Raw genomic sequence first — 24,496 nt, 5'->3', positions numbered from 1 at the left:
TCCGCCGTACCGCGGCCCGTGCACCATCTGAGGGCCCGGTGAGGCGAACCGTGACCGCCTTGTGGCCGCGCCGGACCCGTGACAGGGGTCGCCGGATGCGCCGGAAGGCTTGAGGAGACCCGCACTACATGCTCGACAACGAGCCGACCACCGAAGCAGCCGGCACGGCTGCCCCCGCCCAGTCCGCCGCCACCCGCAAGACTGCGAAGACGGCCGCCGCGAAGAAGACCACCACGACGCGCAAGCGCGCCGCGAAGAAGACCGCTGAGCCCGCCGCCGAGGCGGCCGCGCCGGCCAAGAAGACGGCCGCCAAGGCGACCGCGAAGAAGGCGCCGGCCAAGAAGGCTGCGGCGGCCCCCGCGAAGAAGGCCGCGGCGGCCAAGAAGACCGCCAAGCGCACCACGAAGAAGGCCGCGTCCCAGGACACCTTCCCGGAGCTGTTCGCGCCGGCCGCGGAGTCTGCTGAGGCGGAGCCCGCTCCGGCCAAGAAGACCACCCGCAAACGCACCACCAAGAAGACCGCAGCCACCCCGGCCGCCGACACCTCCGCATCCGCGGACGCGTCCGCGAACCCCGGGGGTGGCGAGCACGCCGGCGCTTCTGACGGTGCGCCTGCCGAGGCACCGGCTGCCAAGCGCAGCTCTCGGCGCCGTACGACGAAGTCCGCCGCGTCGGGCGACTCCTCGGCGCCCGACGCCCAGACCACGGCTCCCGACGCTCAGACGGCTCCCGAGGCGTCCGTGAGCGCCGAGACTCAGGCCGAGGCGCCGAGCACTCGGCGTACGCGCCGTCGGCCGGCTGCTGCGGCGGCCGTGCTGTTCCAGGCGCCGACCGCGACCGACGTACCGCAGGCCGACGAGCCCGCGACCGCCAGGACCACCCAGCCCAAGGCCGGACAGTCCAGGACCACCCAGGCCAACACCGCCCAGGCGGAGACTGCCGCGGCGGATGCTGCAGCCCCGGAGCCGGGTGCCGACGAGCAGCCGAGCGGCACGCGCCGTCGCCGGAGCCGCCGCGGCCGCGACGCCGAGGCCCGCGACACCGCGCCCGAGGCGACCACCGAGGACGCCCCGCAGACCGTGAGCGCCGACCAGGCCGACGGCCAGACCGACGCGAAGCCTGAGGGTCGCTCCAGCCGCAGGACCCGCAGCAGGACCAACGCCGAGACCGCCGCGAAGAGCGACGAGACCGACGAGACCACCGATGCCGACGCGGAGGCTGCCGACAGCTCCGCCGACGGTCAGGGCGAGGACGGCGAGGAAGGCACCCGCCGTCGCCGCCGCCGTCGTGGCGGTCGCCGTCGCCGCAAGTCCGGTGACGCGGACGGCGCGGACGACAGCGCCGACGAGCAGTCCGACGACGACCAGGACGACGAGTCCGAGCAGGACACCGACGCCCAGGCCGCTGACGCTGACTCCGAAGCCGACGCCGAGGCCGACACGGACGAGGACGGCGAAGCGGGCGGCAGCTCCACCCGCCGTCGTCGCCGTCGTCGTCGCCGCAAGGGCGAGGACAGCGCCGCGTCCCCCGACGACCCGGACGAGACCGTCGTACGGGTCCGTGAGCCGCGCAGCAAGAACAGCGCCAACGAGGTCACCGCGATCGAGGGCTCGACCCGTCTCGAGGCGAAGAAGCAGCGTCGCCGCGAGGGTCGCGCCGCCGGCCGCCGTCGCGCGCCGATCGTCACCGAGGCCGAGTTCCTGGCCCGGCGCGAGTCGGTCGATCGGACGATGGTGATCCGGTCCCGCGAGGACGTGACCCAGATCGCGGTTTCCGAGGACAACGTCCTGGTCGAGCACTACGTGACGACCGCGGAGCAGACCTCGCTGATCGGCAACGTGTACCTCGGCCGCGTGCAGAACGTGCTGCCGAGCATGGAGGCCGCGTTCATCGACATCGGGAAGGGCCGCAACGCGGTGCTGTACGCCGGTGAGGTGGACTGGGCGACCCTTGGTGGCGCCAACGGCCCGCGCAAGATCGAGCAGGTGCTGAAGTCCGGTCAGTCGGTCCTGGTCCAGGTGACCAAGGACCCGATCGGTCACAAGGGCGCCCGCCTCACGAACCAGATCAGCCTGCCCGGCCGGTACGTCGTGTACGTGCCGCGCGGCGGCAACGGCGGCATCAGCCGCAAGCTGCCCGACACCGAGCGGAACCGGCTGAAGACGATCCTCAAGGACATCGTCCCGGACGAGGCCGGCGTCATCGTCCGGACCGCCGCCGAGGGTGCCTCGGAGGAGGAGCTGACCTCCGACGTCAGCCGACTGCAGGCCGCCTGGGAAGAGATCGACAAGAAGTCCAAGAACGGTCAGTCCCCGCAGTTGCTGTACGGCGAGCCTGACCTGCTGATCCGCGTCGTACGGGATCTGTTCACCGAGGACTTCGCCAAGCTGGTCGTCTCCGGCGACCGTGCCTACGACCAGGTCCGCGAGTACGTCGACGGCGTCGCGCCGCACCTGGTCGACCGGCTCGAGAAGGCCCAGAGCGACGTCTTCTCGGACTACCGGATCGACGAGCAGATCAAGAAGGCGCTGGACCGCAAGGTCTGGCTGCCGTCCGGCGGCTCGCTGGTCATCGACCGCACCGAGGCGATGACCGTCGTCGACGTGAACACGGGCAAGTTCACCGGGTCCGGCGGCAACCTCGAGGAGACCGTCACCAAGAACAACCTGGAGGCGGCCGAGGAGATCGTCCGGCAGCTCCGGCTCCGCGACATCGGCGGCATCATCGTCATCGACTTCATCGACATGGTGCTCGAGTCGAACCGGGACCTGGTCCTGCGCCGGCTGGTCGAGTGCCTGGGCCGCGACCGGACCAAGCACCAGGTGGCCGAGGTCACCTCGCTCGGCCTGGTCCAGATGACCCGGAAGCGGATCGGCACCGGCCTGCTCGAGGCGTTCAGCGAGAACTGCGACCACTGCGGTGGCCGCGGGCTGATCCTGCACGACGAGCCCAAGGAGTCCCGCCGCCGCGACGGTCGCAACGGCCAGAACAACGGCAACAGCCAGGAGCAGAAGCCTGCGCAGCAGTCGGAGGATGGCGGCCGGAAGAGCTCGCGCCGCCGCCGCGGCAAGGGCCGTGGCGAGGACGAGCAGACCACCGAGCCCGAGGCACAGCACAACGGCGACGCGGCCCAGAAGCTGGCCCAGATCGCCGCCGCCTCCTCTAAGACGGACGAGCAGACCGACGGTACGCCGGAACCCACCGGCTACCCGGTGTCCGCCGGCTCCGACGAGCACGTGAGCCCCGAGGCCACCGGGTTCCCGGCCCCGGAGACCGCTGAGGCACCGGCTACAGAGGCTGCCGAGGCAGCGGACGCCGCGCAGAACGGCGCCCCGAAGAGCACCCGGCGGCGGCGTAGCAGCCGCAGCCGGAGCAAGACCGCTACCGACAGTGAAACGACCGAACCCTCGGAACTCGTCACCACCGGTAGTTGACGCGATGTGACATGGGTCCCTCAGCGGGCGGGCACGCCAGTTTGACCCGCTTGTGAGGGGACCCGTAAACTTGAGCGTCGGCGCGCGGTTCCGCGTGCCATGTTTGTGTGGGCCGCCAGGTCTGTGCAGGCCCCCGTTAGTTTTCCGATCCAGCAGAGAGTGAGATCCACGGTGTACGCGATCGTGCGCAGTGGCGGCACCCAGCAGAAGGTCGCCGTCGGCGATGTCATCGAGATCGACAGCCTGACCGATGAGGTGGGCGACACTGTGTCGCTGCCGGCGGTCCTCGTCGTCGATGGCGACACCGTGACGGCCGACGCTGCGGCGCTGGCCAACGTGGCTGTGTCGGCCGAGGTCCTGGGCCGCACCAAAGGCCCGAAGATCCACATCCTCAAGTACAAGAACAAGACCGGTTACCGCAAGCGCCAGGGGCACCGTCAGCACTACACCCAGGTCAAGGTCACCGCGATCGACGCGAAGAAGAAGTGAGCTGATCAAGACATGGCACACAAAAAGGGAGCAGCGTCGACCCGTAACGGTCGCGACTCCAACGCCCAGCGCCTCGGCGTGAAGCGGTACGGCGGTCAGCTGGTCAACGCCGGCGAGATCATCGTCCGTCAGCGCGGCACCCACTTCCACCCGGGCAACCTGGTCGGCCGTGGCGGCGACGACACGCTGTTCGCGCTGGCCGAGGGTCACGTGGAGTTCGGCACCCGGCGCGGTCGCCGCGTCGTCAACATCGTCCCGGCCCCGGCGGAGTAACACCGCCACCCGGACGTATCAGCAGCTCTGCGCTGCGCTTGACAGCGCAGAAGGGGCGGGTCGCGGAATACCGCGGACCCGCCCTTTTGCTGTGTTAGTAACACCCAACAGGAAGTAGAGAAACACCGATGGCCATCCCCAGCTTCGTCGACCGCGTCACGGTGCACGTCACCGCAGGCCGCGGCGGAAACGGCTGCGCCTCGGTGCACCGGGAGAAGTTCAAGCCGCTCGGCGGCCCCGACGGCGGGAACGGCGGCGACGGCGGCAGCGTGATCCTGCGCGTCGACCCGGACGTCACCACGCTCGTCGACTACCACCGCTCCAGCCACCGCACCGCCACGAACGGTGCCCAGGGCAAGGGTGACAACCAGGCCGGCGGCAACGGCGGCGACGTGATCCTCGCCGTCCCGGACGGCACCGTCATCAGTTCGGCGAGCGGCGAGGTGCTCGCGGATCTGGTCGGACCGGGCGCGGAGTTCGTCGCGGCACAAGGCGGCAAGGGCGGTCTGGGCAATGCGGCGCTGGCGAGCAGCTCGCGGAAGGCGCCCGGGTTCGCGTTGCTCGGTGAGGAGGGCGAGGAGCGCACTCTCGTCCTGGAGCTCAAGGTCGTCGCCGATGTCGGCCTGGTCGGGTTCCCGAGCGCCGGCAAGTCGTCGCTGATCGCCGCGATCAGCCGCGCCCGGCCGAAGATCGCCGACTACCCGTTCACCACCCTGATCCCGAACCTCGGTGTGGTCGTTGCCGGTGACACCACGTTCACCGTCGCCGACGTACCCGGTCTGATCGAGGGTGCGAGCGAGGGGCGCGGGCTCGGGCACGACTTCCTGCGGCACGTGGAGCGGTGTGCGGCGCTGGTGCATGTCATCGACTGTGCGACGTACGAGCCGGGCCGCGATCCGTTGAGCGATCTCGACACGATCGAGGCGGAGCTCCAGGCGCACGGCGGGCTCGAGGACCGGCCGCGACTCGTTGCCCTGAACAAGATCGACGTACCGGACGCCCGCGAGATCGCCGAGATGGTGCAGGCCGAGCTGGAGCAGCGCGGGTACCGGGTGTTCCCGATCTCGACCGCTTCGCACGAAGGCCTGGAGGCCCTGAAGTTCGCGATGGCCGAGATCGTCGTACGGCGGCGTGCGGAGCAGGCGAAGCCCGACACCACGCGGATCGTGATCCGGCCGCAGGTGCAGGGCGGGCCCGAGTTCAAGGTGAAGAAGCTGCCGGAGGACGGCGGCTGGCTGGTGCAGGGCCAGAAGCCCGAGCGCTGGGTGCGGCAGACCGACTTCGCGAACGCGGAGGCGACCGGGTACCTCGCCGACCGGCTGAACCGGCTCGGGGTCGAGGACGAGCTGCTCAAGCTCGGTGCGAACCCGGGCGACGCGGTCGTGATCGGGGACGGACCGAACGCGATCGTGTTCGACTTCGCGCCCGACGTCCAGGCCGGTGCGGAGATCCTCGCCCGGCGCGGTGAGGACCACCGGCTCGAGGAGGATCGTCCCGCGGCGCAGCGGCGGCGGGCGAAGGACACCGAGTACCACGCTTTCCGGGAGGGCGAGCGGACCGAGGACTGGTCGGAGTACGGCCGGAACTGGGACGCCGACGAGGTCGACCTGTCCCCGGCCGAGGCGAAGCGAGCAGCGGACGCTGCGGCGAAGCTGGCGCGCAAAGAGGCGCGCGAGTTGGCGGCGCAGGAGGAACTCGACCAGAACGGTTGATCCATGACGGTGCATCCCAGGACAGGGCGCGCGGAGGCGTTGAACGCCACGCGAATCGTCGTGAAGGTCGGTTCGTCGTCGCTGACCCAGCGCGGCAAGATCGACCTCGAACGGCTCCGGCTGCTCGTCGACGCCATCGCGGCGCGCCGGGTGGAGGGTGCCGAGGTCGTGCTCGTCTCGTCCGGCGCGATTGCTGCCGGCCTGGCTCCGATGGGGTTGCGGACCCGGCCGCGTGACCTGGCGACGCAGCAGGCGGCTGCTTCGGTCGGCCAAGGGCTGTTGATGGCCCGCTACAGCGACGCCTTCGCGGCCCACGGTTTGCGGGTCGGGCAGGTGCTGTTGACGGTCGACGACGTGACGCGCCGATCGCACTATCGCAATGCTTACCGGACGTTTGCGCGGTTGCTCGAGCTGGGCGTCGTACCGATCGTGAACGAGAACGACACGGTCGCGACCACCGAGATCCGCTTCGGCGACAACGACCGGCTCGCCGCGCTGACCAGTCACCTCGTGCACGCCGACCTGCTGCTCCTGCTGTCCGACGTCGACGGGCTGTACGACGGGGATCCGCGCAAACCCGGTACGTCGATGGTCACCGAGATCCGTGGCGCTGCCGACCTGGAGCCGCTCGCGATCGGGAAGACCGGCTCGTCGAGCGTCGGCACGGGTGGCATGCAGACGAAGGTCGAGGCGGCCGCAATCGCTACGGAGGCAGGGATTCCGGTGATCCTCACCTCCGCCGGGCGGGTCGGCGAGGCGCTCCGCGGGGAGCCCGTCGGCACGCTGTTCCACCCGACCGGCCGGCGCCGCAAGACGCGCCTGCTGTGGCTGGCACACGCCACGTCGGGCCAGGGCATCCTGCGGTTGGACGAAGGCGCTGTCCGTGCGGTCACGCAGCGCCGCGCGTCGCTGCTGCCGGCCGGAATCACCGCAGTAGAAGGCACTTTCTCCGCCGGCGACCCGGTCGACCTCGTGTCGCCGACAGGTGTCGTCATCGCCCGCGGGCTGGTGAACTACGACGCCTCCGAGCTCCCCGACCTCCTGGGCCGCTCAACCCGGGACTTGGCCCGCGAGCTAGGTGCGGCGTACGAACGCGAGGTAGTCCACCGCGACGACCTCGTCCTTCTGTGAAGAAGGTGGCGTGGGGCCTGCTCGCGGCGTGGATCGTCCACGACCTTGAAGAGCTCGCCACGATGCCGTCGTTCTCGCAACGCACCGACCTCCCGGCGCCGCTGACGAAGGTGCTTCCGATGTCCCGCAGCGAGGCAGCCACCGCGATCGGCCTCACCGGGGTAGCGATTGCCGCCGCGTCAGCCGCTGGCGCAGCCACCAACGGCCGCAGCAAGTTTTTCCAGGCAACGTTGGCAGGCTTCGGCCTGCACGCCGCCACCCACCTCGCCCAGTCCGCCGTACTGCGCCGCTACACGCCCGGGCTGATCACCACGCCGTTGGTGGTGATCCCATTCAGCGCGTGGGCTTGGCGGCGGCTGAAGACCGAGGGCGTACCGATCGCCCCGACCGATCGCCGGCTCACCCTCGCCCTCGCCGCGATCGTCCCGCTCTCCCACGCGATCGCCCGCCTTCCCCGCCTACGACGAACCTGAAGCCCATCACAATGCGCGACCGGTGACCGCCGCGACGCTCGGCCGCGCGTCCTGGGAGCGATTGTGATGGCCTGGCGATCCGCGGATCCCCAACACTCACCAACCCCTCCGGACGGGCTATCCGTCGCGGTGCCCAAGCGTGGTCGTGGCGAGGATTGGGCGGTTGATGAGTGGCGGGCGTCCGGGGCTTGGGGTCGTCTGGTGAGATCGGCGCCCTTCTTCGTGCGTGCGGGGCCATACGATGAAGGGGTGAGCGAGATCATCGAGTTGGCGCGGCGGGCGCGGGTTGCGTCGTACGCGTTGGCGGAGGCTTCCCGAGCAACCAAGGACGCGGCGTTGCACGCGATGGCGGCGGCGCTGCGGGCGAACACCGACGCGATCGTCGCGGCGAACGCGAAGGACGTGGCGGCGGCGCGGGATGCCGGTACGCCGGAGTCCACGGTCGACCGGCTCGCGCTGAACCCGGCGCGGGTCGACGGGATGGCGGCCGGGCTGGAGCAGCTCGCGGGGCTGACGGATCCGATCGGTGAGGTGGTCCGTGGGTACACGCTGCCCAACGGACTCGAGCTCCGGCAGGTGCGGGTGCCGTTCGGCGTCGTCGGGATCATCTACGAGGCCCGACCGAACGTGACCGCCGACGCCGCGGGCATCTGCCTGAAGTCCGGAAACGCGGTCCTGCTGCGCGGTTCGTCGTCCGCGGCCGCGTCCAACGAGGCGATCATCGCCGTACTGCGGGACGCCGCCGAGTCGACCGGGCTACCGGCGGACGTCGTACAGGGCGTGCCGACGGATCGGGCCGCGGTGAAGGAACTCATGCAGGCGCGCGGGTTGGTCGACGTACTGATTCCGCGGGGTGGCGCCGGGCTGATCCAGACCGTGGTCAGCGAGTCGTCGGTGCCGGTGATCGAGACCGGGGTCGGCAACTGTCACGTGTACATCGACGCGGAGGCGGATCTCGACCTCGGGCTGGAGATCCTGCTCAACTCCAAGACCCAACGCCCGAGTGTGTGCAACGCCGCGGAGTCGCTGCTGGTGCATGCATCGGTGGCGGACGAGTTCCTGGCCCGCGCATTGCCGGCCCTCGCGCAAGCCGGCGTCACCGTCCACGGCGACCCCAAGGTAGTTGCAGCCAGCAACAATCAACCAACTGTGGTCGAGGCTACTGAGGAGGACTTCGGGGCGGAGTACAACTCGCTCGATCTGTCGGCGGCCGTTGTCGACTCGCTCGAGGACGCGGTGCAGCACATCCGCCGGTACAGCTCCGGTCACACCGACGCGATCATCACCCGCTCGCAGGCCGCAGCGCGCCGGTTCACGACGGCGGTCGACTCGGCGGCGGTCGTGGTGAACGCGAGCACACGCTTCACCGACGGCGGCGAGTTCGGCTTCGGCGCCGAGATCGGCATCTCCACCCAGAAACTCCACGCCCGCGGCCCCATGGGCCTCCCCGAAATGACCTCCACCAAGTACGTAGTCACCGGCGAAGGCCAGATCCGTACCTAAATCACCCGAGCAGCCACGTCCCGTCGTGCACCTGTACGACGGGCGTCGCGTTCGAGATCACCGCGAGCGCGGCGCGGTGGTCGACGCCAACGTCGAGATCCTGCACCTGAACACCCTCCGGCACCGTCGCGCGCAGATCTCCGCGTAGTCCTTCGCCGGTTGCCTTCACGACTGCCTCTTTCCGCGTCCAGTACGTCGTGAACGCCCGCGCCTTCGCGATCCCGTCGTACCCGCTCAACTCGCGCATCTCCGCGTCGGTCAACGCAACCCGAGCCACCGCGTCGACATCCATCCCCGGATCGACCTTCTCCACGTCCAGCCCCACCGGCCGATCAGCCACCGCGACGCCCACCAGTTCCCCGGAGTGCGTCACCGACAACTCAACCCCCGCAGCCCGCACCTTCCCATGCGGCTTCGCGCACTCCGGGCACGTCCTGTCCAAAACGACTCTTGCTGCAGGCAACGAAAACCTCTGAGCCAGCACCCGCCGCACCAACGTCACCCCGAGCAGAAACCGCGCCTTGTCCACGTCCCGCAGATAAGCCGCCAACCGCCCCCGCTCCACCTCATCCAGATCCCGCGCAAACTCGTCCCGGGCCTCCCCAACCCCCACCCACCAAACCTCAACCCCCACGCGCGCTTCGGCCTGTTCGTTCCGGGCTGGGCTCATACCGGGCCGGGGGTCCAGGTGAGGGTGCCTGTTCGGAGGTCGTGGAGGACTGAGTCGATCCACTTCGCCTCGGCGACGGCGACCGCGACCTGGTACTCCGTCTCGAGCAGCGCGAACCGGGGGACCGGCTGCCCGTCCACCTCCGACCGGAGCTCCAACTGCAGCTCCGCAATCCGCTTGGTCAACCGCTCGCGCCGCTGACCAAGCAACTCACCCGCGGTCTCCGGCGGTAGCAGCATCACGAACGACAACCCCGCCGGGAACTCCGGGAACTCGTTCCGCGGCGTCGTCAGGATCTCCGCCAACCACTCCCGGCACACCTCCCGCCCCTCGTCGGTCAGGTGGTAGACCGTCCGCTCCGGGTACCGCTCGTCCTGTTCCGTCGCGCCGGCCGTGATCAGCTCTGCTTCCTCCAGGCGCACGATCATCCGGTACAGGCTGGTCCGCTGCCCGACGTTGACCACCTGGTCCTTGCCCCATTGCTTGATCAGCCGCTGGATCCCGTACGGATGCAGCGGCCCGTTCTCCAGCAGGCCGAGGATCGCCAGCGCCAGCGTTGAGCGTCGAAAAGTCACCCCTCCACCATAGGGGACAAAGAAACTAGTTGCAATGTAACTAGACCCCATGTAACTATCGATCCATGAGAGCAGCAGAACTGACCCAAGGCACCGTCACCTCCCGCGACGGCACCGAGATCGGCTATTACAAGACCGGCGAAGGACCGGCCGTCGTCGTCCTGCACGGCAGCATGGAGTCGGCCCGCAGCCACACGCTGTTCGCGGAGGCGCTGGCTGACGAGTTCACCGTCTACCTCCCGGACCGCCGCGGCCGCGGACTCTCCGGCCCGCACAAGCCGGACCACAGCGTCCGCACCGAGATCGAGGACCTGGACGCCGTTCTCACCGCAGCCGGAGCCGAGCGCGCGTTCGGCATCAGCGCCGGGGGAGCGGTGGTCCTGGAGGCAGCCCGCACCCTCCCGAACCTCAAGCAGATCGCGCTCTACGAGCCAGCGATCGTCGCCGACGGCGCGCCGCATCGCGAGTGGCTCGCGCGGTTCGACCAGGAGATCGCCCGCGGGGACGTCGCCGGAGCAATGGTGACGAGCATGTTCGGTTTCGAGATGGCGCCGGCGTTCCTCAAGGTGATGCCGCGCGGCCTGCTCCGTTGGATGACCGAGAAGATGATGGCGAAGGAGGAGCGCCAGGCCGACGCCGGCGCGATCACCATGCGCCAGTTGGCGCCCACGATCCGCGCCGAGGGCACGATCGTCGCCGAACTGGGCGGCACCTTCGACAAGTTCCGCACCGTCGAGGCCGAGGTCCTGCTCCTCGGCGGCAGCAAAGGTCTTCCCGGCCTCGGTCCCGGCCGGGCGACCCTGGAGAAGGTGCTACCACACTGCCGCCGGATCGAGTTCGACGGCTACGACCACGGCTCGTCCTCGGATCCCGGTGGCGTCAACCCGAACGGCAAGCCCGAGTTCGTACGACGCATCGCTTCCGAGGTGAAGGCCTTCTTCAAGCAGTCGTGAGCGCCCAGTCGACGGCATCCGCGATGTCGGTCACCGGGTACCGCACCGCTTGCACCACCCGGTCCGCGCCCACCACCAGCACAACCCGCTTCAGCCGCTCGTACCCGCCGGCCCGGAACGTCGGCAACCGCAGCGCCGCCGCCAGTTCCAGATCGACATCGGACAGCAGCAGGTGCGGGATCTCTTCCGCCTGGGCGAACGCCTGCTGCTCGTCGGTCCGCTGCGTACTCACCCCGCGGACCGCGATCCGCTGCGACGCGAAGTCGTCGTACCGGCCCGCGAAGAGGCGATTCTCCAACGTGCACCCGGCCGCTCCGGCGATCTCGTCCCACCCGTCCGGCAGTCGAGTCGGTCGCCCGGTCGCCGGGTACCCGAAGAGCACAGTCGCCCGCGCATCCGCATCCACCACGTCAACCGTCGTACCAGCGATCGACGGCAACGCGACGTACGGCACTCGTTGACCCACCAGCTCCTGCAGGCGCTGGGCCGGCGGCTCGTCCGCGGCGTTCGTCCCGGTGAGTGAGCCGTCGCCGAGCAGCCAGCGATCGCCCCAGTCCTGCAGGGCAACGAGCACCGGCAGCAGCGCGCGCCCGCGCGGCGTCAACTCATAGGCGTAGCGCGTCGGCCGGTCCTGGTACGCCGACCGCTCGACGATCCCGCTCTCCAGCAGGTCGTTCAGCCGCTCGGTCAGCACCTTCCGCGAGATGTGCAACGACCCCGCCAGCTCGTCGAACCGCGCCAGCCCGCGCGCCAGATCGCGGACGATCAGCAGTTCCCAGCCGTCGCCGATGACGCCGAGGGACTGCGCGATCGCACAGTCCGGCTCGGGCGAGAAGGTGCTCCGCCGCACGTCCGCCCTCCTTGGAATCCCGGTTGCCGCCACGCCGACCGGTCGAGTAAGTTCCCAACAGGAACTCACTGTACCGGAGGGGGCGGACGTGTACTGGCGCCGGATCGCGGAGCTGCCCACCTGGCTCAAGGCGGTGATGGTCGGCCAGCTCGTCAACGGCGCCGGCGCGCTCGCCTGGGTCTACCTCACGCTCTACCTCGTCGAGGACCGCGGTATGTCGGCGCAGCAGGCCGGTTTCGCGGCGGCGGCGTACGGCGTCGGCCTGGTCGGCGGCAACCTCGGCGGCGGCTGGTTCGGCGACCGGTTCGGTCTGCGTACGGCGGCGCTCGCGAGCCAACTGCTGTGGGCGATCGCGTGTACAGCGATGCCGCTCGTGCCAGGTGCTTCGATTGCGGTCGTCGCAGCTCTGGCCGGTCTCTTCGGTGGAGCAGGGCGCCCTAATCTCAGTGCCCTCGTCACGACCTCGCTTCCGCCCGAACGCCGCCGCGAGGGCATCGCGCTGTCTCGCACCGCAGCCAACGCAGGCTTCACCATCGGCCCGCCCCTCGGCGGCTTGCTCGCGGCGTACGACTTCTCGCTGGTCTTCGTCGTCGACGCCGTCACCAGCCTGGTCATGGCCGCGATCGTGTGGCGCTGGGTCCCGAGCGCGCGTCGTACTCCGGGGCCCTCGGCAACCGGTTTGTGGAAGTCCGTCCTGAGCGACCGCCCGGTCCTGATGGTGCTGGCGACGATCGTGGTTGTCGACACCGTCTACCGGCAGATCTTCGCCACAATGCCGCTGCTCCTGCGCGATGCGGGTACGCCGGCGGTCGCGTACGGCGTACTGCTCGGGGCGAGCTCGGTCGTCATCGTCCTGTTCGAGGCGCCGATCGCCGTACGCCTCCAGGGCCATCGTGCGACCCGGGTGATCGCGGCCGGCTTCGCGTGCATCGGCCTGGGGCTCGCGATCATCGGCGTCTGGCCCGCGCTGGCAGGGGCCGCGCTCGCGATCGTGGTGATGACGGCGGGGGAGATGCTCTACAAGCCGACCGCTACCGCGCACGTGGCCGATGCGGCGCCGGAGGGAATGATCGGGCGGTACTCCAGCCTGTACGCCGCCGCGTCGATCAGCGGCATGTTCCTCGCGCCGGCGATCGGCGGTACGACGTACCAGCACGCGCCGGGACTGCTCTACCCGGTAGCGGCGGGCCTGGCGCTGGCTGCGGGCGCCGTACTGCTGCTCACTCGGGTAAAGGTGCGGGACGTCCTTCCCAGCGAGTCGACAGCACAACCGTCGTCCGGGTCCTGACCACGCCGTTCACGCGGCGCAGCGAGCCGACGACCGCCTCCAGTTGCGTCACGTCGGCCACCCGGACCTTCACCACGAGCTCCTGGTCGCCGGCGACGAACCAGCAGTCCTCGACCGCGGGGATCTCGCGGACCTGGTCGACGATGTCGTCGGTCTCCACGTCGTCGCGCTGGAACAACCCGATCAGCGCGCTCGTGCCCAGGCCGACCTGGTCCGGGGCGACCATCGCGCGGTAGCCGAGCAGTACGCCGCGCTCCTCGAGGCGTCGTACCCGCTCCTGGACGCTCGGGCCGGACAGGCCGACCACCCGGCCGAGCTCGGCCCAGCTGGAGCGGCCGTTCAGCCGGAGCGCCTCGATCAGCTGACGATCGATCGCGTCCATGACGCCTCCTGTTCACCGCAGATTCTAAGGCAAGGAATGTCCCGTGCCTTCAATTCGTTTGTGAGAGCGTAACTCTTGCCGTACAATTCGAGGTACCGGGGACAGTTCACCCCGGTTCCGCCGTACCAACCCTGTGAAGGAACCATGATCACCCCCGAAGTTGCCCGTGCCCGTATCGACGAGATGCACCGCGCCGCAGCGCAGGCCCGCCGCGCGCACGCCGTACCGTCCACTTGGCGCCGGCTGCTGACCCGCAACGGCCGCCACAACTGACTTTCCTATCGCGACCGGTGCCCCGCGGCGAGTGTCCGGGCCACCGGTCGCTGTCGTTCCGGCGGTCACGAGATAGGCTCTGCCTCATGTTCACGCTCCTGGTGCCGCAGGTCGCGGCTCTCGAAGAGGCCGCGGTCGAGGCTTCGCACATCTCGAAGTGGTGGTACGGCGGGTTCGCGCTCTTCGTCCTCGTCCTGCTGCTGCTCGTCACCGTCATCATGGGCAAGGGCCGGCCGCACAGCTGAGCGGCTTGCTGAAGGGCTGACGTGGCTTTTGTGGAGCGGGTACGACGCATCGGCGTGATGGGTGGCACGTTCGACCCGATCCATCACGGCCACCTGGTCGCGGCCAGCGAGGTGCAGGCGTACTTCGACCTCGACGAGGTGATCTTCGTCCCGACCGGCCAGCCGTGGCAGAAGTCGGATCGCAAGGTCTCCCCGCCCGAGGACCGGTACCTGATGACGGTCATCGCGACCGCGTCGAACCCGCGGTTCTCGGTCAGCCGGGTCGACATCGACCGGCCCGGCCCGACGTACACGATCGACACCCTGCGCGACCTGTCCAAGCTGTACCCGGACGCCGAGCTGTTCTTCATCACCGGTGCCGACGCGCTCGCCCAGATTCTGACCTGGCGGGACGTCGACGAGACGTTCAAGCTGGCCCAGTTCGTGGGCTGTACGCGGCCCGGCACCGAAAGCCTCGAACTGCCGCTGGACCAGCTGCCGATGAATCGGATCACCCTGCTCGAGGTGCCGGCGCTGGCGATCTCGTCGACCGAGTGCCGCGCCCGGGTCGCCAAGGGCAACCCGACCTGGTACCTGGTGCCGGACGGCATCGTCCAGTACATCGCCAAGCGTGAGCTCTACACCAACCGTTAGGACGTTTATGTCTGCCAGTGAACGCGCAATCGAGCTGCTGACCGCGGCTGCCGAAGCGGCCCACGACAAGAAGGCCGAGAACGTGCTCGCCTTCGACGTGTCCGAGCAGCTCGCGATCACCGACGCGTTCCTGGTCGCGTCCGCCTCCAACGACCGCCAGGTGCGCGCGATCGTGGACGCGATCGAGGAGAAGCTCCGCGTCGACTTCGACGCCAAGCCGGTCCGCCGGGAAGGCGCCCGCGAGGGCCGCTGGGTGCTGCTCGACTACCTCGAGATCGTCATCCACGTCCAGCACGACGAGGAGCGCTCGTTCTACTCGCTGGAGCGCCTGTGGCGCGACTGCCCGGTCATCCCGCTGCCGTCGCCCGTCCCTGGTTCGGCTTCGGCGGAATGAGCGCGGGCCGACTGATCGTCTGGCGGCACGGCCGGACGGAATGGAACCTGCAGGACAAGATCCAGGGACAAGCCGACATCCCGCTCGACGCGGTCGGCGTAGCGCAGGCACGCGCCGCAGCCGCTCGACTCGCGTCGCTCGCGCCCACGCGGCTCTTCGCCAGTGACCTGCAGCGCGCCGCGTCCACCGCGGGTGAGCTCGCCGTACTGACCGGCCTGAAGATCGAGTACGACGAGGCGCTCCGCGAGATCGATGTCGACGACTGGGCCGGCCTCACCATGTCCGAGCTCGCCGCCATCAACCCCGAGGCGGCCACCCGGATCCGCAGCGGCGAACCCCAGCGCCGCGGCTCCAACGGCGAAACCATCGAAGAAGTCGCGGCCCGTTTCGCGGATGCGTTGTCTCGGATCTCTGCGGAGGGATCCTCCGAGGACACCATCGTGATCGCCACCCACGGCCTCGCCGCCCGCGTCGGCATCTGCCTGTTCCTCGGCATCCCCCAAACCAGTTGGCCCGCCTTCGGAGGCCTCGCCAACTGCAACTGGGTCTCCCTCCTCCCCGGCCGCGCCGGCTGGCGAATTGAAGAATGGAACGCCGGCTCCCTCCCCGAACCAGTAATGAGCGACGACCCCCAAAGGTAAGAAGGACACCGCTTCGCGGCGGCAGTTCTCTTGCGCCTCCGGCGGCGCGCGGTTGGGCGGGGATCATGCCTGCTTCGGGAGCGTGCGGGCCGCGCTGCGACGTACTGTGAGCAGCGGACAGAACGTGCAGATCAGGCTCTCGTCGTACCCAGTTGCAGACCGCAAACAGCCTGTTGTCTACCTCACCAGCCCCACGAGGGAACCGATTTTTCTTTGCAGGTACTCATCCGCTAAGCTTTCGGAGTCGCAAGACACCGCGGGGCTTTGGCGCAGTTGGTAGCGCGCTTCCATGGCATGGAAGAGGTCAGGGGTTCGAATCCCCTAAGCTCCACAACAGATCAGAGGCCGGTTTCCCACCTCGGGAGACCGGCCTTTTGCATGACGTGAGTGACTACCGGTTTCGCCGCAGGATCTCGGACGTCGCCCTGGCAGTTCGAGCTACCGGACGCTGATCGTCCGGAATCGGGGGTACGTTGCCGGTATGTCCGACTTCACGATCAAGGCGCTCACGCCGGAGACGTTCGACGACTTCGCCGCTCTTGTCGAGCGGAACAAGGGCATGTTCGCCAGTTGCTGGTGTACGCATTTCCATCCCGACTGCGCGGAGAAGGGCCAGAGCGCCGAGGGAAACCGGGTGCTGAAGCAACGTCTGGTGGCCGACGGGATCGCGCACGCGGCGCTGGTCTACGACGGCGATCGAGCTGTCGCCTGGGCGGAGTACGGATCACCCGAGGAGCTGCCCAACATCCAACACCGCAAGGAGTACGTCGCCACTGCCGAGCGACTGCCCGACTATCGGGTCACCTGCATCCTGGTCGAGCGCGGCGTTCGCGGTCAGGGCCTGGCGGCGATCGCGCTGCGCGGAGCCGTCGAGCTGATCGCGCAGGCCGGCGGCGGCCTGGTCGAGGGCTACCCGCACGACACCGGCGGGGTCCGGAAGAAGAACTCGTCGTTCCTCTACAACGGCACCCGCACGATGTACGAGCGCGAGGGCTTCACCTACGACCGCCCCAAGGGCCTGGGCAACTGCGTAATGGTCCGCGAGGTCGCCCCGAGCACGCGCGACTGAACCGTGCTCCTCCCGGCTGTTGGCCTGGCGATGTAGTTTCGTGCCAGTTCAGTGGGTCTTGGAGGAGTTGATGGTGGGATGACGGCAGGGCGAGCGGTGCCTACGCAGGATGACGTGCTCGGGTACTTCGATTCGTTGTCGAACTGGGGGCGGTGGGGGGATGACGACGAGCTCGGCACGTTGAACCACATCACCGACGACGTTCGGCTGGCGGCGGCTCGGGCTGTGCGCCATGGCCGGAGTGTGTCGTGCGCCTGGGAGGTCGCCGTACCGGAAGAGATGGAGCGGGCGACGAACTCGTGCCCGTGTGCCGCCGACATGCCAGGCGCCGAGCACATGCCGCCGCATTTCCACAAGGATCGGCGTTGGGGCTTTTCGAACGAGCGGCTCGGGATGATGTTCCACGGCAACACGATCACCCACCTCGACTCGCCGTGCCATCTCTTCTGGGACGGCAAGTTGTACAACGGGCGATCGCACTCGCTGGTCGACGCGGAGACCGGATCTGCGTGGGCTGCCGTCACGGCGGCGGCGAACGGGATCGTCACGCGGGGAGTCCTGCTGGACGTCGCAGCAGTCCGCGATGTCCCGTGGCTGGAACCCGGTGAGGGCGTGTTCCCCGAGGATCTCGAGGAGGCCGAGCGTCGCCAGGGTGTGCGAGTGCAGTCCGGCGATGCGGTACTCCTGCGGACCGGCTATGGCCGCGCTCGACACGAAGCCGGTGCGGCCGGCGGTATCACGCAGGCCGGGTGGCACGCGTCCTGCCTGCCGTGGCTGCGGGAGCGGGAGGTCGCGTTGATCGGCGCTGACACGCCCCAGGACGTACAGCCGTCGGGGTACGACGACGTACTGATGCCGGTGCACGCCGTGAGCCTCGTCGCGATGGGTCTGTGGATGCTCGACAACTGCGACCTGGAGGAGTGCGTGACAACGGCTGCTGAGCTCGGCCAGTGGGACTTCCAGTTGGCGATCGCCCCGGTCCGCTTCGCCGGTACGTCGGGCAGCCCGGTCAACCCGATCGCCACATTCTGACCCCGGCGTTCTCGCATAGACCGGATAGGAAACTGCGACGCCAGGGGCTGCGGGGCGGCGTACTCTCGGAAGATGGACGTGGGGGCGGGCCTTCGGGAGCGTATGGAACAAGGGTTGTGGCCACTGGTCGAGGGCTTTCTCGGCTCGCACGACGTGGCAGGTCTGGCGGTTGCGGTGGTGCGGGATGAGGAGGTCGTCTCGCGGGGGTTCGGCGTTCGTGACGTCGGGACCGGTACGCCGGTCACGCCCGAGACGATGTTCCACCTGGCTTCGGTGTCGAAGCCCTTCGTCGCGACCGCGATCGTGTCCGTGGCGACCAGTCGCGGCGACGGCGAACCGGTGCTCGATCTGGATGCTCCGATCACCGAATGGGTGCCTGAGTTCACCCTGGCCGACGGTCGGGAAGGAGAGGTCACAGCCCGGCGCCTGTTGAGCCACTCGAGCGGACTCCCCGACATCGACGACTATGGCTGGCACGATCCTCAGCTCGGCGACGACGCGCTCAGCGAGTTCGCCGGCAGTATCTCGGACTGGCGGCTGCAGTCGGAGCCGGGTTCGGCGTTCTCCTATTCCAACGCCGGCTTCGAGCTTCTCGGGCTGTTGCTGTCGAGGGTCACGGGCAAGACGTTCGAGCACTCAGTCCGGGACCTGGTCCTGGCCCCACTCGGAATGCGGAACAGCACCTTCCTGCGCGGCGACGTACCCGCGCACCTGGCTGCCTCACCTCACGTGGGGATGCCACTGACGGTGCCCGAGGGCTCCTATCCGTACACCAGGCGCCATGCCCCGAGTTCGACCCTGCACTCCAATCTGGTCGAGATGTGTCGCTGGATGGTGGCCCACTTCGAGCCGGCCAAGGGATCCGACGGGCGGTGGGCGCGGCTGGATCCTGGACTGCTCGAGCTGATGTGGAAGCCGGTGCTGCCGCTGGACGGCCCGCCGTGGATGGACGCGGTGGGACTCAGTTGGTTCGTGGGCAGCTACCGCGGGCATCGAACGGTGAGCCACGCCGGCTCGGACCCCGGGTTCGGATCGAGGCTCGTGATGGTGCCTGAGTTGCGGACAGGCGTCGTCGTACTGGCCAACTCGAACAACATCCCTGCCTCGGACATCGCCGCGGCGGCGCTCGATATCGCCCTCGCCGACGTACCTCTCTCAGCGAAACCTGACGGGATGACCGACCTCCGCGCCTTCCCGCGATCGGTCGTCGGACCTGTCGCCGAGGTGCTGAGAGCATCGGGACCGGAAGCCGCCAAGGTGGAGTTCCGCCGACTGGCCGCGGTCGAGCCGGCCGAGTTCAACCTCGACGACGAGGGGTTCGTCGATGCCACGTGGGCAGCGATCGAACTGCACCGCCCGAGTCTGGTCTGGCCCCTCCTGCGAATGTGGACCGACTTGCGTCCGGACTCGTCCGACGCCTGGACGTTGACCGGCTGCGCCCATCAACTGGACGGGCAACTCGACCTGGCGAGGAGCGCTCTCCGACGCGCCATCGATCTCAACCCCGAGAACGACGACGCCGCACAGATTCTGAGCAAAGTCCCATCGGCCTGACCCGGCCTCTTGCGTGACCTGAGTGTCTACCGGTTGGCTCGCACGGCAAGGCCGCGTTGCGATGCGAGGTCGACCGGTGCAGGACCTATGGTGGCCGACGGGACTGTGTTTGCCGCGCGACAGGTGTGGAGGCAGCGGTGGTGCATCTTCTGGCGGATGACGCTGGCATGACTGTCTATGTCGGATGCCCCGAGCTGCTTGGTGGTGAGGATGGGGGGACGGTGCTGGCCAACTTCTATCTCGAGGTGCTCGGCTGGCAGCTGTACGACGCGTACGGGACCTTCTTCCTGTCGCGAAGCCCCAAGTTCCGGATCGGGTTCGACGGTGACGGCTGGTCGGATCAGAGGCCGCCGCGATGGCCTGACCCGGAGTACCCACAGCAGATCCACTTCGACATCGCCGTACCGGATCTGGACGCCGCCGGCACTCGCGTCACCTCCGCAGGTGGGGCGCTGCTTCAGGACAACGCCGACCACCGGGTGTACGCCGATCCCGCTGGGCACCCGCTCTGCCTCTACCCAGACCCAGCGGCGACCGAGCCGACAGTCGCCCGCTTGGTCTATGACTGCTTCAGCCCGCGTTCGCTCGCAAAGTTCTACGAGGGTTTCGTCGGCGTACCGGAGCGACTCGAAGACTCACCCGAGCGAGTCGTAATCGACCTCGACGACGATGAGCTGCCAAACCTCGCGTTTCAGCACGCACAGTGCCTAGCCCCGCGGTGGCCTGACCCGGCCTACCCGGCGCAACTGCACGTCGACTACCGATTCACGGTCGACCACGAAGTTCCCCACTTCCAAACCCCGGCAGCCAAGGCCGCGATGGCGCGTGCCGAAGAACTGGGCGCGATCCACCTCCAGAACGTCGTGTACGCCGACCCAGCCGGCCACCCGTTCTGCTTCTGAACCCATGGGCTCGCGTGGGAGCATGGCGTGTGGAGGACGAGCGCCGCCTCGATGGAGGCATCAATCAGGTCTCGCAGATCGGGCAGACGATCCGCCGTCCGGTCGGGCCTTGGTCTGCATCCGTCCATGAACTCCTTGAGCATCTCGAAGCCAGCGGTTTCACCGGAGCGCCGCGATTCCTAGGCATCGATCAGGACGGTCGGGAGGTCCTGTCCAAGGTGCCGGGTGCGAACCCGTGGCCACCTGGCCCGGTGTTATTCGAGCCGGCGTTGCTCGAGAGCGCTGCCGCCCTGTTGCGCAGGTACCACGACGCCGTCGCGGGCTGGAGCCCCGCGACCGACGCGTGGCAATCGCCGCCCTTGTCGGTTGGTGATCCGGAGGTCATCTGCCACAACGACACCGCTCCCTGGAACCTGATAGCCCGAGACGGCGCGGTCGTGGCCTTCGTAGATTGGGATACCGCGGCACCCGGCCCGCGCACCTGGGACCTGGCGTATCTGGCCTACACGCTCGTCCCTCTGGCCGCGCCCGAGAACCTGGAGCCGATGGGCTGGCCGAGCCCAACTCCCGTGCACGAACGGCTTGCGCGAATCCGGGACGCCTACGGCTGCACGCAAGAGCAGTGGCACACGGTTCTCGACACCATCCCCGTTCGCGTCCAAGCCGCCTACGACACGATGCGGATCTGGGCCTCCGAAGGACGACCCGGCTGGCAGGCGCAATGGGAACAACCCGAGCCATGGCGCCACGGCGCCGGCTACCTCCGCGACCTCACCTACATCGAGAACTCCCTCGACCACTGGCGGACGTGAAGTCCGCCGGCGCCGTGTGCAGGTGGACAGGATGTGTTGGGTGGTGGGGTAGTGCACCTGAGCGTGGTGGTGTTGGGTGCGTACGGTGTCTCGGGGTGCTCTACCTGTCGATAGTGCACATCGTCAGTGGGGAGGGGGTGGAGGAAGCGGGTGGGGGTGATGGTGTAGCCGTGGGATTGGTAGAAGGTGTGGGCTTGGGTTCGGTGGGGTGAGCTGGTTACTTCTATGCGTAGGCAGCCGTGGTGGGTGGCGAAGGACTCCGCGGCCGCGACAAGCCGGGCGCCGACGCCTTGGCGGCGGGCGCGCGACGAGACGACCAGGGCAACGATGCGGGCCCAGGTGCTGTCGCGTTCGAAGAACGGGCAGGTGTGTACGGCGATGACGCCTAGGACGCCCCGGTCGGTGTCGGCGACGTAGACCGCTCCGGCTGGGTCGTCGGCCCAGGTCTTGAGGCGCGCAGCGGTCGCCGCCGGATCAGACTGGGGATAGCCCAGTTGGTCCAGCAACTCGTTGATGGCGTTAGCGTCAGTACTGCGGGCGAGGCGGATGTCCATCAGGCGATCGGGAAGTCGAAGTACGTGTCCGGGTACGGCTCGTCCAGCAACGTGTAGTGCCACCACTCGTGATCGCACCGGCTGAATCCCGCGGCCTCCATGATCGAGCAGAGATGCCGACGGTTCTCAGCTTCGAGTGAGGTGATGCCGGTTGCGCCGTGGTGCGAGATCGAGTCCATCAGGTCGTGGTAGCCGCCCATCGGCGCCAGTTCGCCGGTCGCCAGGTCGTACAGCGTGAGGTCGACGGTGCTGCCCCGACTGTGGCCGGACTTCGTTGCTACATAGCCCTTTTCGAACATCTCAAGACGGTCGATGTTCGGATAGTGCCGCGGCTTCGTTCGCCTGTCCTCGGGCTGCCGAGCCCAGCGCAGGAAGTTGTCCACGGCACGTTGTGGGCGATACCCGTCCCACAGTAGGAGGCCGAAACCCCGCGGTTCCGCCTTCTCGCGTGCTCTCTCCAACGCCGCGCACAGAGCCCTGGTCCCGACGATGCGGTTCACCAGATAGCCGTCCACCGGTTTGCCGGTGAAGTTGTCCCACGTGGCGTACTTGGAATCCCACCGAATCCCGGACGCCACCTCATCCACAAAGGCGAAGTCAGCGTTCACTGGAGCTTCCCGGTCAGGGTCACCGACACCAGCCGGTCGATCACTTCACTCAGCGGTACGCCGGCAGCCGCCATCATCCTGGGATAACGGCTGTACGACGTCATACCGGGCATGGTGTTGACCTCGTTGAGGACGGCTCTCCCGTCTGCCGTCAGGAACATGTCGACGCGTGCCAGTCCGCCGCAGCCCAACGCGCGATACACGGCCTGCGCGGTCTCCTGGATGAGCGCGCGCGACTCCTCCGAGATGTCCGCCGGTACGACGAAGGTCGAGTTCTCCGAGCCAGTCTCCGGTGAGTCCTCCTGGTGGATCTTGAAGAAGCCGTGCGACAGCGCGATGCGATCGAGTTCGCCGGTCATCAAGCCCAATTCGTTGCCGAGCACGGCGCAGCCGACCTCGCTGCCGATGACAGCCTCTTCGATGAGCACCTTCGAGTCGTACTGGCTCGCAGTTTCCAAAGCATCAGGCAGTTCCGAACTGCTGGACACCTTGTTGACGCCGAAGGACGAACCCGAACGGGCCGGCTTCACGAAGACGGGATACGGGAGCTTCTCGGGATCGAGGTCGGCCGTGGCGATCCAGAAGTTCGGCGTCGCGATGCCGGCGCTGCGGGCGACGGTGTAGGTCAGGGACTTGTCGATGCACTGCACGGAACTCTGCAGATCGCAGCCCACATAGGGGATCCCGGACAGTTCCAGCAAGCCCTGAATCACGCCGTCCTCGCCGCGCTTGCCGTGCAGCACCGGAAACACCAGGTCCAGGTTGATCGTCCGGTACTGCCCCTGCCTGATCCGCGAACCCAGCCGGTCGACCTCCAGCACGAGCAGGCCCTGCACGCTGCTGTCAGGCGACAGGACCACTGGACGGCAGTTGCCGTTCTCCCAGTCCGGACCCGGGCCATCGCAAAGCTTCCAGGCGCCGTGCTCTGTGATCCCGATGTAGAAGGGCTCGTACTTCTCGAGGTCGAGGTTCTTCGCGATCTCCTGCGCGGACTTGACCGAGATGTGGTGCTCCTCGGAAATGCCCCCGAAGAGGACGCCGATCTTCAACCTATCCATGCTGTTCCCTGCTTCCGAAGTTCAGGCAATTGATGATGGAGTTCTCGACCGTGTCGCTGAGCGCGTGGTCGGTGTAGTAGGCGGTGTGCGGACTGATGAGCACGTTCGGCAGCTTCTGCAGCCGTAGCAGCAGTTCGCTCTCGACGGGTTCGTCGCGGCGGTCGGCGTAGAAGATCCCTTCTTCGCCTTCGAGTACGTCGAGTGCGGCGCCACCTAGCCGCCCGCTTTCGAGAGCGTCGACCAGCGCCTCGGTGTCGAGGAGTGCGCCGCGTCCGGTGTTGATCACGAACGCGCCGGGCTTCAGTTGCCCGATCCGCCGGCGATCCAGGAAATGATGGGTTTCCGCGGTAAGCGGCGTGTGCAGCGTGACGATGTCGCTCTGCAGCAACAGTTCGTCGAGCGGAACACCTGTTCCGGGATCCTTGTCATAGGCAAGCACCCGGCAGCCGAACCCGCGCAGCCGATCGACCACCGCACTGCCGATGCGACCCGTGCCGATGACCCCGACGGTCAGGTCGCGGAGCTCTCGCCCGCGGGTGGCACCCAACCGATAGTCGTGTACGTCGGCGCGCCGGAGGACCGACTTCATGTTCCGCACTGCCATCAACATCAGCATGAGCGTGTAATCCGCCACGCTGTCAGGCGAGTAGGCGACGTTCTCGACACAGATGCCGACGCGTTCGGCGTACCGCACGTCGATGTGGTTGTATCCAACGCTTCTGGTGGAGATGTACGTGACGCCGATCCGGCTGAGGGCGAGCAGGGTGGCGTTCATGACTCGCGTCTTATGGCCGACGCTGACGCATCGATTGCCGAGGGCCAGTTCGACAAGGTCCTCGGATACTGCCGCTGACGTGATGATCGGAGCGATGCCGAAGCGTGGCGCCAGCTCCCGGAACAAGGCGGCCTCGTCCGGCTCACACCCGAAAACGGTGATGCCCGTGACGTTGCGCCGTACCGCAGTAGCAGCCGGTTCGCTGTAGGTCAT

27 protein-coding genes and 1 tRNA gene are annotated in these 24,496 nt (G+C 68.2%); 20 read left to right on the top strand and 8 right to left on the bottom strand.

Annotation, left to right across the window (positions count from 1 at the left end):
* The first annotated feature begins 128 nt into the window (after window positions 1-128).
* From EV649_RS05360 to EV649_RS05330, 7 genes are all read left to right on the top strand, one after another.
* Window positions 129-3,434, top strand: coding sequence for an Rne/Rng family ribonuclease (locus EV649_RS05360; RefSeq protein ID WP_130381078.1), 3,306 nt, complete (start codon window positions 129-131; stop codon window positions 3,432-3,434).
* A gap of 171 nt (window positions 3,435-3,605) precedes the next feature.
* On the top strand, window positions 3,606-3,923 hold the full coding sequence (gene rplU / locus EV649_RS05355; RefSeq protein WP_130383537.1) for a 50S ribosomal protein L21: 318 nt from the start codon (window positions 3,606-3,608) through the stop codon (window positions 3,921-3,923).
* Between the two features lie 12 nt (window positions 3,924-3,935).
* Window positions 3,936-4,196, top strand: a complete 261-nt coding sequence (gene rpmA / locus EV649_RS05350) for a 50S ribosomal protein L27 (protein ID WP_130381076.1) — start codon at window positions 3,936-3,938, stop codon at window positions 4,194-4,196.
* Window positions 4,197-4,324: 128 nt separating this feature from the next.
* Window positions 4,325-5,908: a GTPase ObgE gene (gene obgE, locus EV649_RS05345; RefSeq protein ID WP_130381074.1), complete on the top strand. Its 1,584-nt coding sequence runs from the start codon at window positions 4,325-4,327 to the stop codon at window positions 5,906-5,908.
* 3 nt (window positions 5,909-5,911) lie between these two features.
* Window positions 5,912-7,039 carry a glutamate 5-kinase gene (gene proB / locus EV649_RS05340; RefSeq protein ID WP_130381072.1) on the top strand — a complete coding sequence of 376 codons (1,128 nt, stop codon included), beginning with the start codon at window positions 5,912-5,914 and terminating at the stop codon, window positions 7,037-7,039.
* The gene (locus EV649_RS05335) at window positions 7,036-7,512 is read left to right on the top strand and encodes an HXXEE domain-containing protein (RefSeq protein ID WP_130381070.1); all 477 of its coding nucleotides are present in this window, start codon (window positions 7,036-7,038) and stop codon (window positions 7,510-7,512) included. Before proB ends, EV649_RS05335 begins: the two co-directional genes overlap by 4 nt.
* A gap of 249 nt (window positions 7,513-7,761) precedes the next feature.
* Window positions 7,762-9,015: a glutamate-5-semialdehyde dehydrogenase gene (locus tag EV649_RS05330; protein WP_130381068.1), complete on the top strand. Its 1,254-nt coding sequence runs from the start codon at window positions 7,762-7,764 to the stop codon at window positions 9,013-9,015.
* A 1-nt stretch (window position 9,016) separates the two neighbouring features.
* Here the strand turns inward: EV649_RS05330 and EV649_RS40735 are convergent, their stop codons facing one another.
* On the bottom strand, window positions 9,017-9,388 hold the full coding sequence (locus EV649_RS40735; RefSeq protein ID WP_157996178.1) for a 4'-phosphopantetheinyl transferase superfamily protein: 372 nt from the start codon (window positions 9,386-9,388) through the stop codon (window positions 9,017-9,019).
* Window positions 9,389-9,681: 293 nt separating this feature from the next.
* Window positions 9,682-10,260 carry a PadR family transcriptional regulator gene (locus tag EV649_RS05320; protein WP_198682311.1) on the bottom strand — a complete coding sequence of 193 codons (579 nt, stop codon included), beginning with the start codon at window positions 10,258-10,260 and terminating at the stop codon, window positions 9,682-9,684.
* Between the two features lie 65 nt (window positions 10,261-10,325).
* Here EV649_RS05320 and EV649_RS05315 point away from each other — a divergent pair, with 65 nt between their 5' ends.
* Window positions 10,326-11,213 carry an alpha/beta hydrolase gene (locus EV649_RS05315; RefSeq protein WP_130381062.1) on the top strand — a complete coding sequence of 296 codons (888 nt, stop codon included), beginning with the start codon at window positions 10,326-10,328 and terminating at the stop codon, window positions 11,211-11,213.
* Here EV649_RS05315 and EV649_RS05310 read toward each other — a convergent pair.
* Window positions 11,200-12,063, bottom strand: a complete 864-nt coding sequence (locus EV649_RS05310) for a winged helix-turn-helix transcriptional regulator (protein WP_130381060.1) — start codon at window positions 12,061-12,063, stop codon at window positions 11,200-11,202. The two genes, EV649_RS05315 and EV649_RS05310, sit on opposite strands and share 14 nt — an antisense overlap.
* 88 nt (window positions 12,064-12,151) lie before the next feature.
* Here EV649_RS05310 and EV649_RS05305 point away from each other — a divergent pair, with 88 nt between their 5' ends.
* A complete protein-coding gene (locus EV649_RS05305) occupies window positions 12,152-13,351 on the top strand; it encodes an MFS transporter (protein WP_241997720.1) in 1,200 nt (399 codons plus the stop codon).
* Here EV649_RS05305 and EV649_RS05300 read toward each other — a convergent pair.
* The gene (locus EV649_RS05300; protein WP_130381058.1) at window positions 13,284-13,733 is read right to left on the bottom strand and encodes an Lrp/AsnC family transcriptional regulator; all 450 of its coding nucleotides are present in this window, start codon (window positions 13,731-13,733) and stop codon (window positions 13,284-13,286) included. The two genes, EV649_RS05305 and EV649_RS05300, sit on opposite strands and share 68 nt — an antisense overlap.
* Before the next feature lie 144 nt (window positions 13,734-13,877).
* On the opposite strand from EV649_RS05300, the gene EV649_RS41955 reads away from it, so the two are divergent.
* From EV649_RS41955 to EV649_RS05255, 11 genes are all read left to right on the top strand, one after another.
* Entirely contained in the window at window positions 13,878-14,006 is a 129-nt protein-coding gene (locus EV649_RS41955) for a hypothetical protein (protein WP_277875621.1), read from the top strand.
* A gap of 86 nt (window positions 14,007-14,092) precedes the next feature.
* On the top strand, window positions 14,093-14,251 hold the full coding sequence (locus EV649_RS41070) for a hypothetical protein (RefSeq protein WP_165546626.1): 159 nt from the start codon (window positions 14,093-14,095) through the stop codon (window positions 14,249-14,251).
* Between the two features lie 21 nt (window positions 14,252-14,272).
* Window positions 14,273-14,884 carry a nicotinate-nucleotide adenylyltransferase gene (nadD, locus tag EV649_RS05295; protein ID WP_130381056.1) on the top strand — a complete coding sequence of 204 codons (612 nt, stop codon included), beginning with the start codon at window positions 14,273-14,275 and terminating at the stop codon, window positions 14,882-14,884.
* A 7-nt stretch (window positions 14,885-14,891) separates the two neighbouring features.
* The gene (rsfS, locus tag EV649_RS05290) at window positions 14,892-15,278 is read left to right on the top strand and encodes a ribosome silencing factor (protein ID WP_130381054.1); all 387 of its coding nucleotides are present in this window, start codon (window positions 14,892-14,894) and stop codon (window positions 15,276-15,278) included.
* Window positions 15,275-15,919: a histidine phosphatase family protein gene (locus tag EV649_RS05285; RefSeq protein ID WP_130381052.1), complete on the top strand. Its 645-nt coding sequence runs from the start codon at window positions 15,275-15,277 to the stop codon at window positions 15,917-15,919. The genes rsfS and EV649_RS05285 overlap by 4 nt, the downstream gene beginning before the upstream one ends.
* Window positions 15,920-16,177: 258 nt before the next feature.
* A tRNA-Ala gene (locus tag EV649_RS05280) sits at window positions 16,178-16,250 on the top strand.
* Window positions 16,251-16,400: 150 nt separating this feature from the next.
* A complete protein-coding gene (locus EV649_RS05275) occupies window positions 16,401-16,988 on the top strand; it encodes a GNAT family N-acetyltransferase (protein ID WP_130381050.1) in 588 nt (195 codons plus the stop codon).
* Window positions 16,989-17,084: 96 nt separating this feature from the next.
* Complete coding sequence (locus EV649_RS05270) at window positions 17,085-18,020, top strand: cyclase family protein (protein WP_130381048.1); 936 nt, start codon at window positions 17,085-17,087, stop codon at window positions 18,018-18,020.
* A 72-nt stretch (window positions 18,021-18,092) separates the two neighbouring features.
* A complete protein-coding gene (locus tag EV649_RS05265) occupies window positions 18,093-19,574 on the top strand; it encodes a serine hydrolase domain-containing protein (RefSeq protein WP_130381046.1) in 1,482 nt (493 codons plus the stop codon).
* A gap of 167 nt (window positions 19,575-19,741) precedes the next feature.
* Window positions 19,742-20,476, top strand: coding sequence for a VOC family protein (locus EV649_RS05260; RefSeq protein ID WP_157996177.1), 735 nt, complete (start codon window positions 19,742-19,744; stop codon window positions 20,474-20,476).
* 29 nt (window positions 20,477-20,505) lie between these two features.
* Window positions 20,506-21,288, top strand: a complete 783-nt coding sequence (locus EV649_RS05255) for a phosphotransferase (RefSeq protein WP_157996176.1) — start codon at window positions 20,506-20,508, stop codon at window positions 21,286-21,288.
* On the opposite strand, the gene EV649_RS05250 is transcribed toward EV649_RS05255, so the two are convergent.
* Genes EV649_RS05250 through EV649_RS05235 form a run of 4 tightly spaced genes read right to left on the bottom strand, consistent with a single transcriptional unit; the run spans window position 21,252 to window position 24,496 of the window.
* Window positions 21,252-21,842: a GNAT family N-acetyltransferase gene (locus tag EV649_RS05250; protein ID WP_130381040.1), complete on the bottom strand. Its 591-nt coding sequence runs from the start codon at window positions 21,840-21,842 to the stop codon at window positions 21,252-21,254. The two genes, EV649_RS05255 and EV649_RS05250, sit on opposite strands and share 37 nt — an antisense overlap.
* Window positions 21,842-22,450 (bottom strand): D-Ala-D-Ala dipeptidase VanX, encoded by a 609-nt coding sequence (gene vanX, locus EV649_RS05245; protein ID WP_130381038.1) that lies wholly within the window; start codon window positions 22,448-22,450, stop codon window positions 21,842-21,844. The genes EV649_RS05250 and vanX overlap by 1 nt, the downstream gene beginning before the upstream one ends.
* Window positions 22,447-23,508 (bottom strand): D-alanine--(R)-lactate ligase, encoded by a 1,062-nt coding sequence (gene vanA / locus EV649_RS05240; protein WP_130381036.1) that lies wholly within the window; start codon window positions 23,506-23,508, stop codon window positions 22,447-22,449. Before vanA ends, vanX begins: the two co-directional genes overlap by 4 nt.
* Complete coding sequence (locus tag EV649_RS05235) at window positions 23,501-24,496, bottom strand: D-isomer specific 2-hydroxyacid dehydrogenase family protein (protein WP_198682309.1); 996 nt, start codon at window positions 24,494-24,496, stop codon at window positions 23,501-23,503. Before EV649_RS05235 ends, vanA begins: the two co-directional genes overlap by 8 nt.

Origin of the sequence: Kribbella sp. VKM Ac-2569 (assembly GCF_004216905.1) — a bacterium.
Taxonomy (GTDB): domain Bacteria; phylum Actinomycetota; class Actinomycetes; order Propionibacteriales; family Kribbellaceae; genus Kribbella.
Note: the sequence above shows the minus strand (reverse complement) of the source record. Positions and strands in the feature narration are given on the sequence as shown.

Excerpts from the sequence above, each read along its gene's own strand:
- obgE (WP_130381074.1), top strand. The coding sequence starts at position 4,325 with ATGGCCATCCCCAGCTTCGTCGACCGCGTCACGGTGCACGTCACCGCA.
- EV649_RS05300 (WP_130381058.1), bottom strand. The coding sequence starts at position 13,733 with ATGGACGCGATCGATCGTCAGCTGATCGAGGCGCTCCGGCTGAACGGC.
- EV649_RS05250 (WP_130381040.1), bottom strand. The coding sequence starts at position 21,842 with ATGGACATCCGCCTCGCCCGCAGTACTGACGCTAACGCCATCAACGAG.
- EV649_RS05285 (WP_130381052.1), top strand. The coding sequence starts at position 15,275 with ATGAGCGCGGGCCGACTGATCGTCTGGCGGCACGGCCGGACGGAATGG.
- EV649_RS05265 (WP_130381046.1), top strand. The coding sequence starts at position 18,093 with ATGGACGTGGGGGCGGGCCTTCGGGAGCGTATGGAACAAGGGTTGTGG.
- EV649_RS05315 (WP_130381062.1), top strand. The coding sequence starts at position 10,326 with ATGAGAGCAGCAGAACTGACCCAAGGCACCGTCACCTCCCGCGACGGC.
- proB (WP_130381072.1), top strand. The coding sequence starts at position 5,912 with ATGACGGTGCATCCCAGGACAGGGCGCGCGGAGGCGTTGAACGCCACG.
- EV649_RS05235 (WP_198682309.1), bottom strand. The coding sequence starts at position 24,496 with ATGACCTACAGCGAACCGGCTGCTACTGCGGTACGGCGCAACGTCACG.
- rpmA (WP_130381076.1), top strand. The coding sequence starts at position 3,936 with ATGGCACACAAAAAGGGAGCAGCGTCGACCCGTAACGGTCGCGACTCC.
- EV649_RS05260 (WP_157996177.1), top strand. The coding sequence starts at position 19,742 with ATGACTGTCTATGTCGGATGCCCCGAGCTGCTTGGTGGTGAGGATGGG.
- EV649_RS41070 (WP_165546626.1), top strand. The coding sequence starts at position 14,093 with ATGTTCACGCTCCTGGTGCCGCAGGTCGCGGCTCTCGAAGAGGCCGCG.
- rsfS (WP_130381054.1), top strand. The coding sequence starts at position 14,892 with ATGTCTGCCAGTGAACGCGCAATCGAGCTGCTGACCGCGGCTGCCGAA.
- EV649_RS41955 (WP_277875621.1), top strand. The coding sequence starts at position 13,878 with ATGATCACCCCCGAAGTTGCCCGTGCCCGTATCGACGAGATGCACCGC.
- EV649_RS05275 (WP_130381050.1), top strand. The coding sequence starts at position 16,401 with ATGTCCGACTTCACGATCAAGGCGCTCACGCCGGAGACGTTCGACGAC.
- vanA (WP_130381036.1), bottom strand. The coding sequence starts at position 23,508 with ATGGATAGGTTGAAGATCGGCGTCCTCTTCGGGGGCATTTCCGAGGAG.
- EV649_RS05360 (WP_130381078.1), top strand. The coding sequence starts at position 129 with ATGCTCGACAACGAGCCGACCACCGAAGCAGCCGGCACGGCTGCCCCC.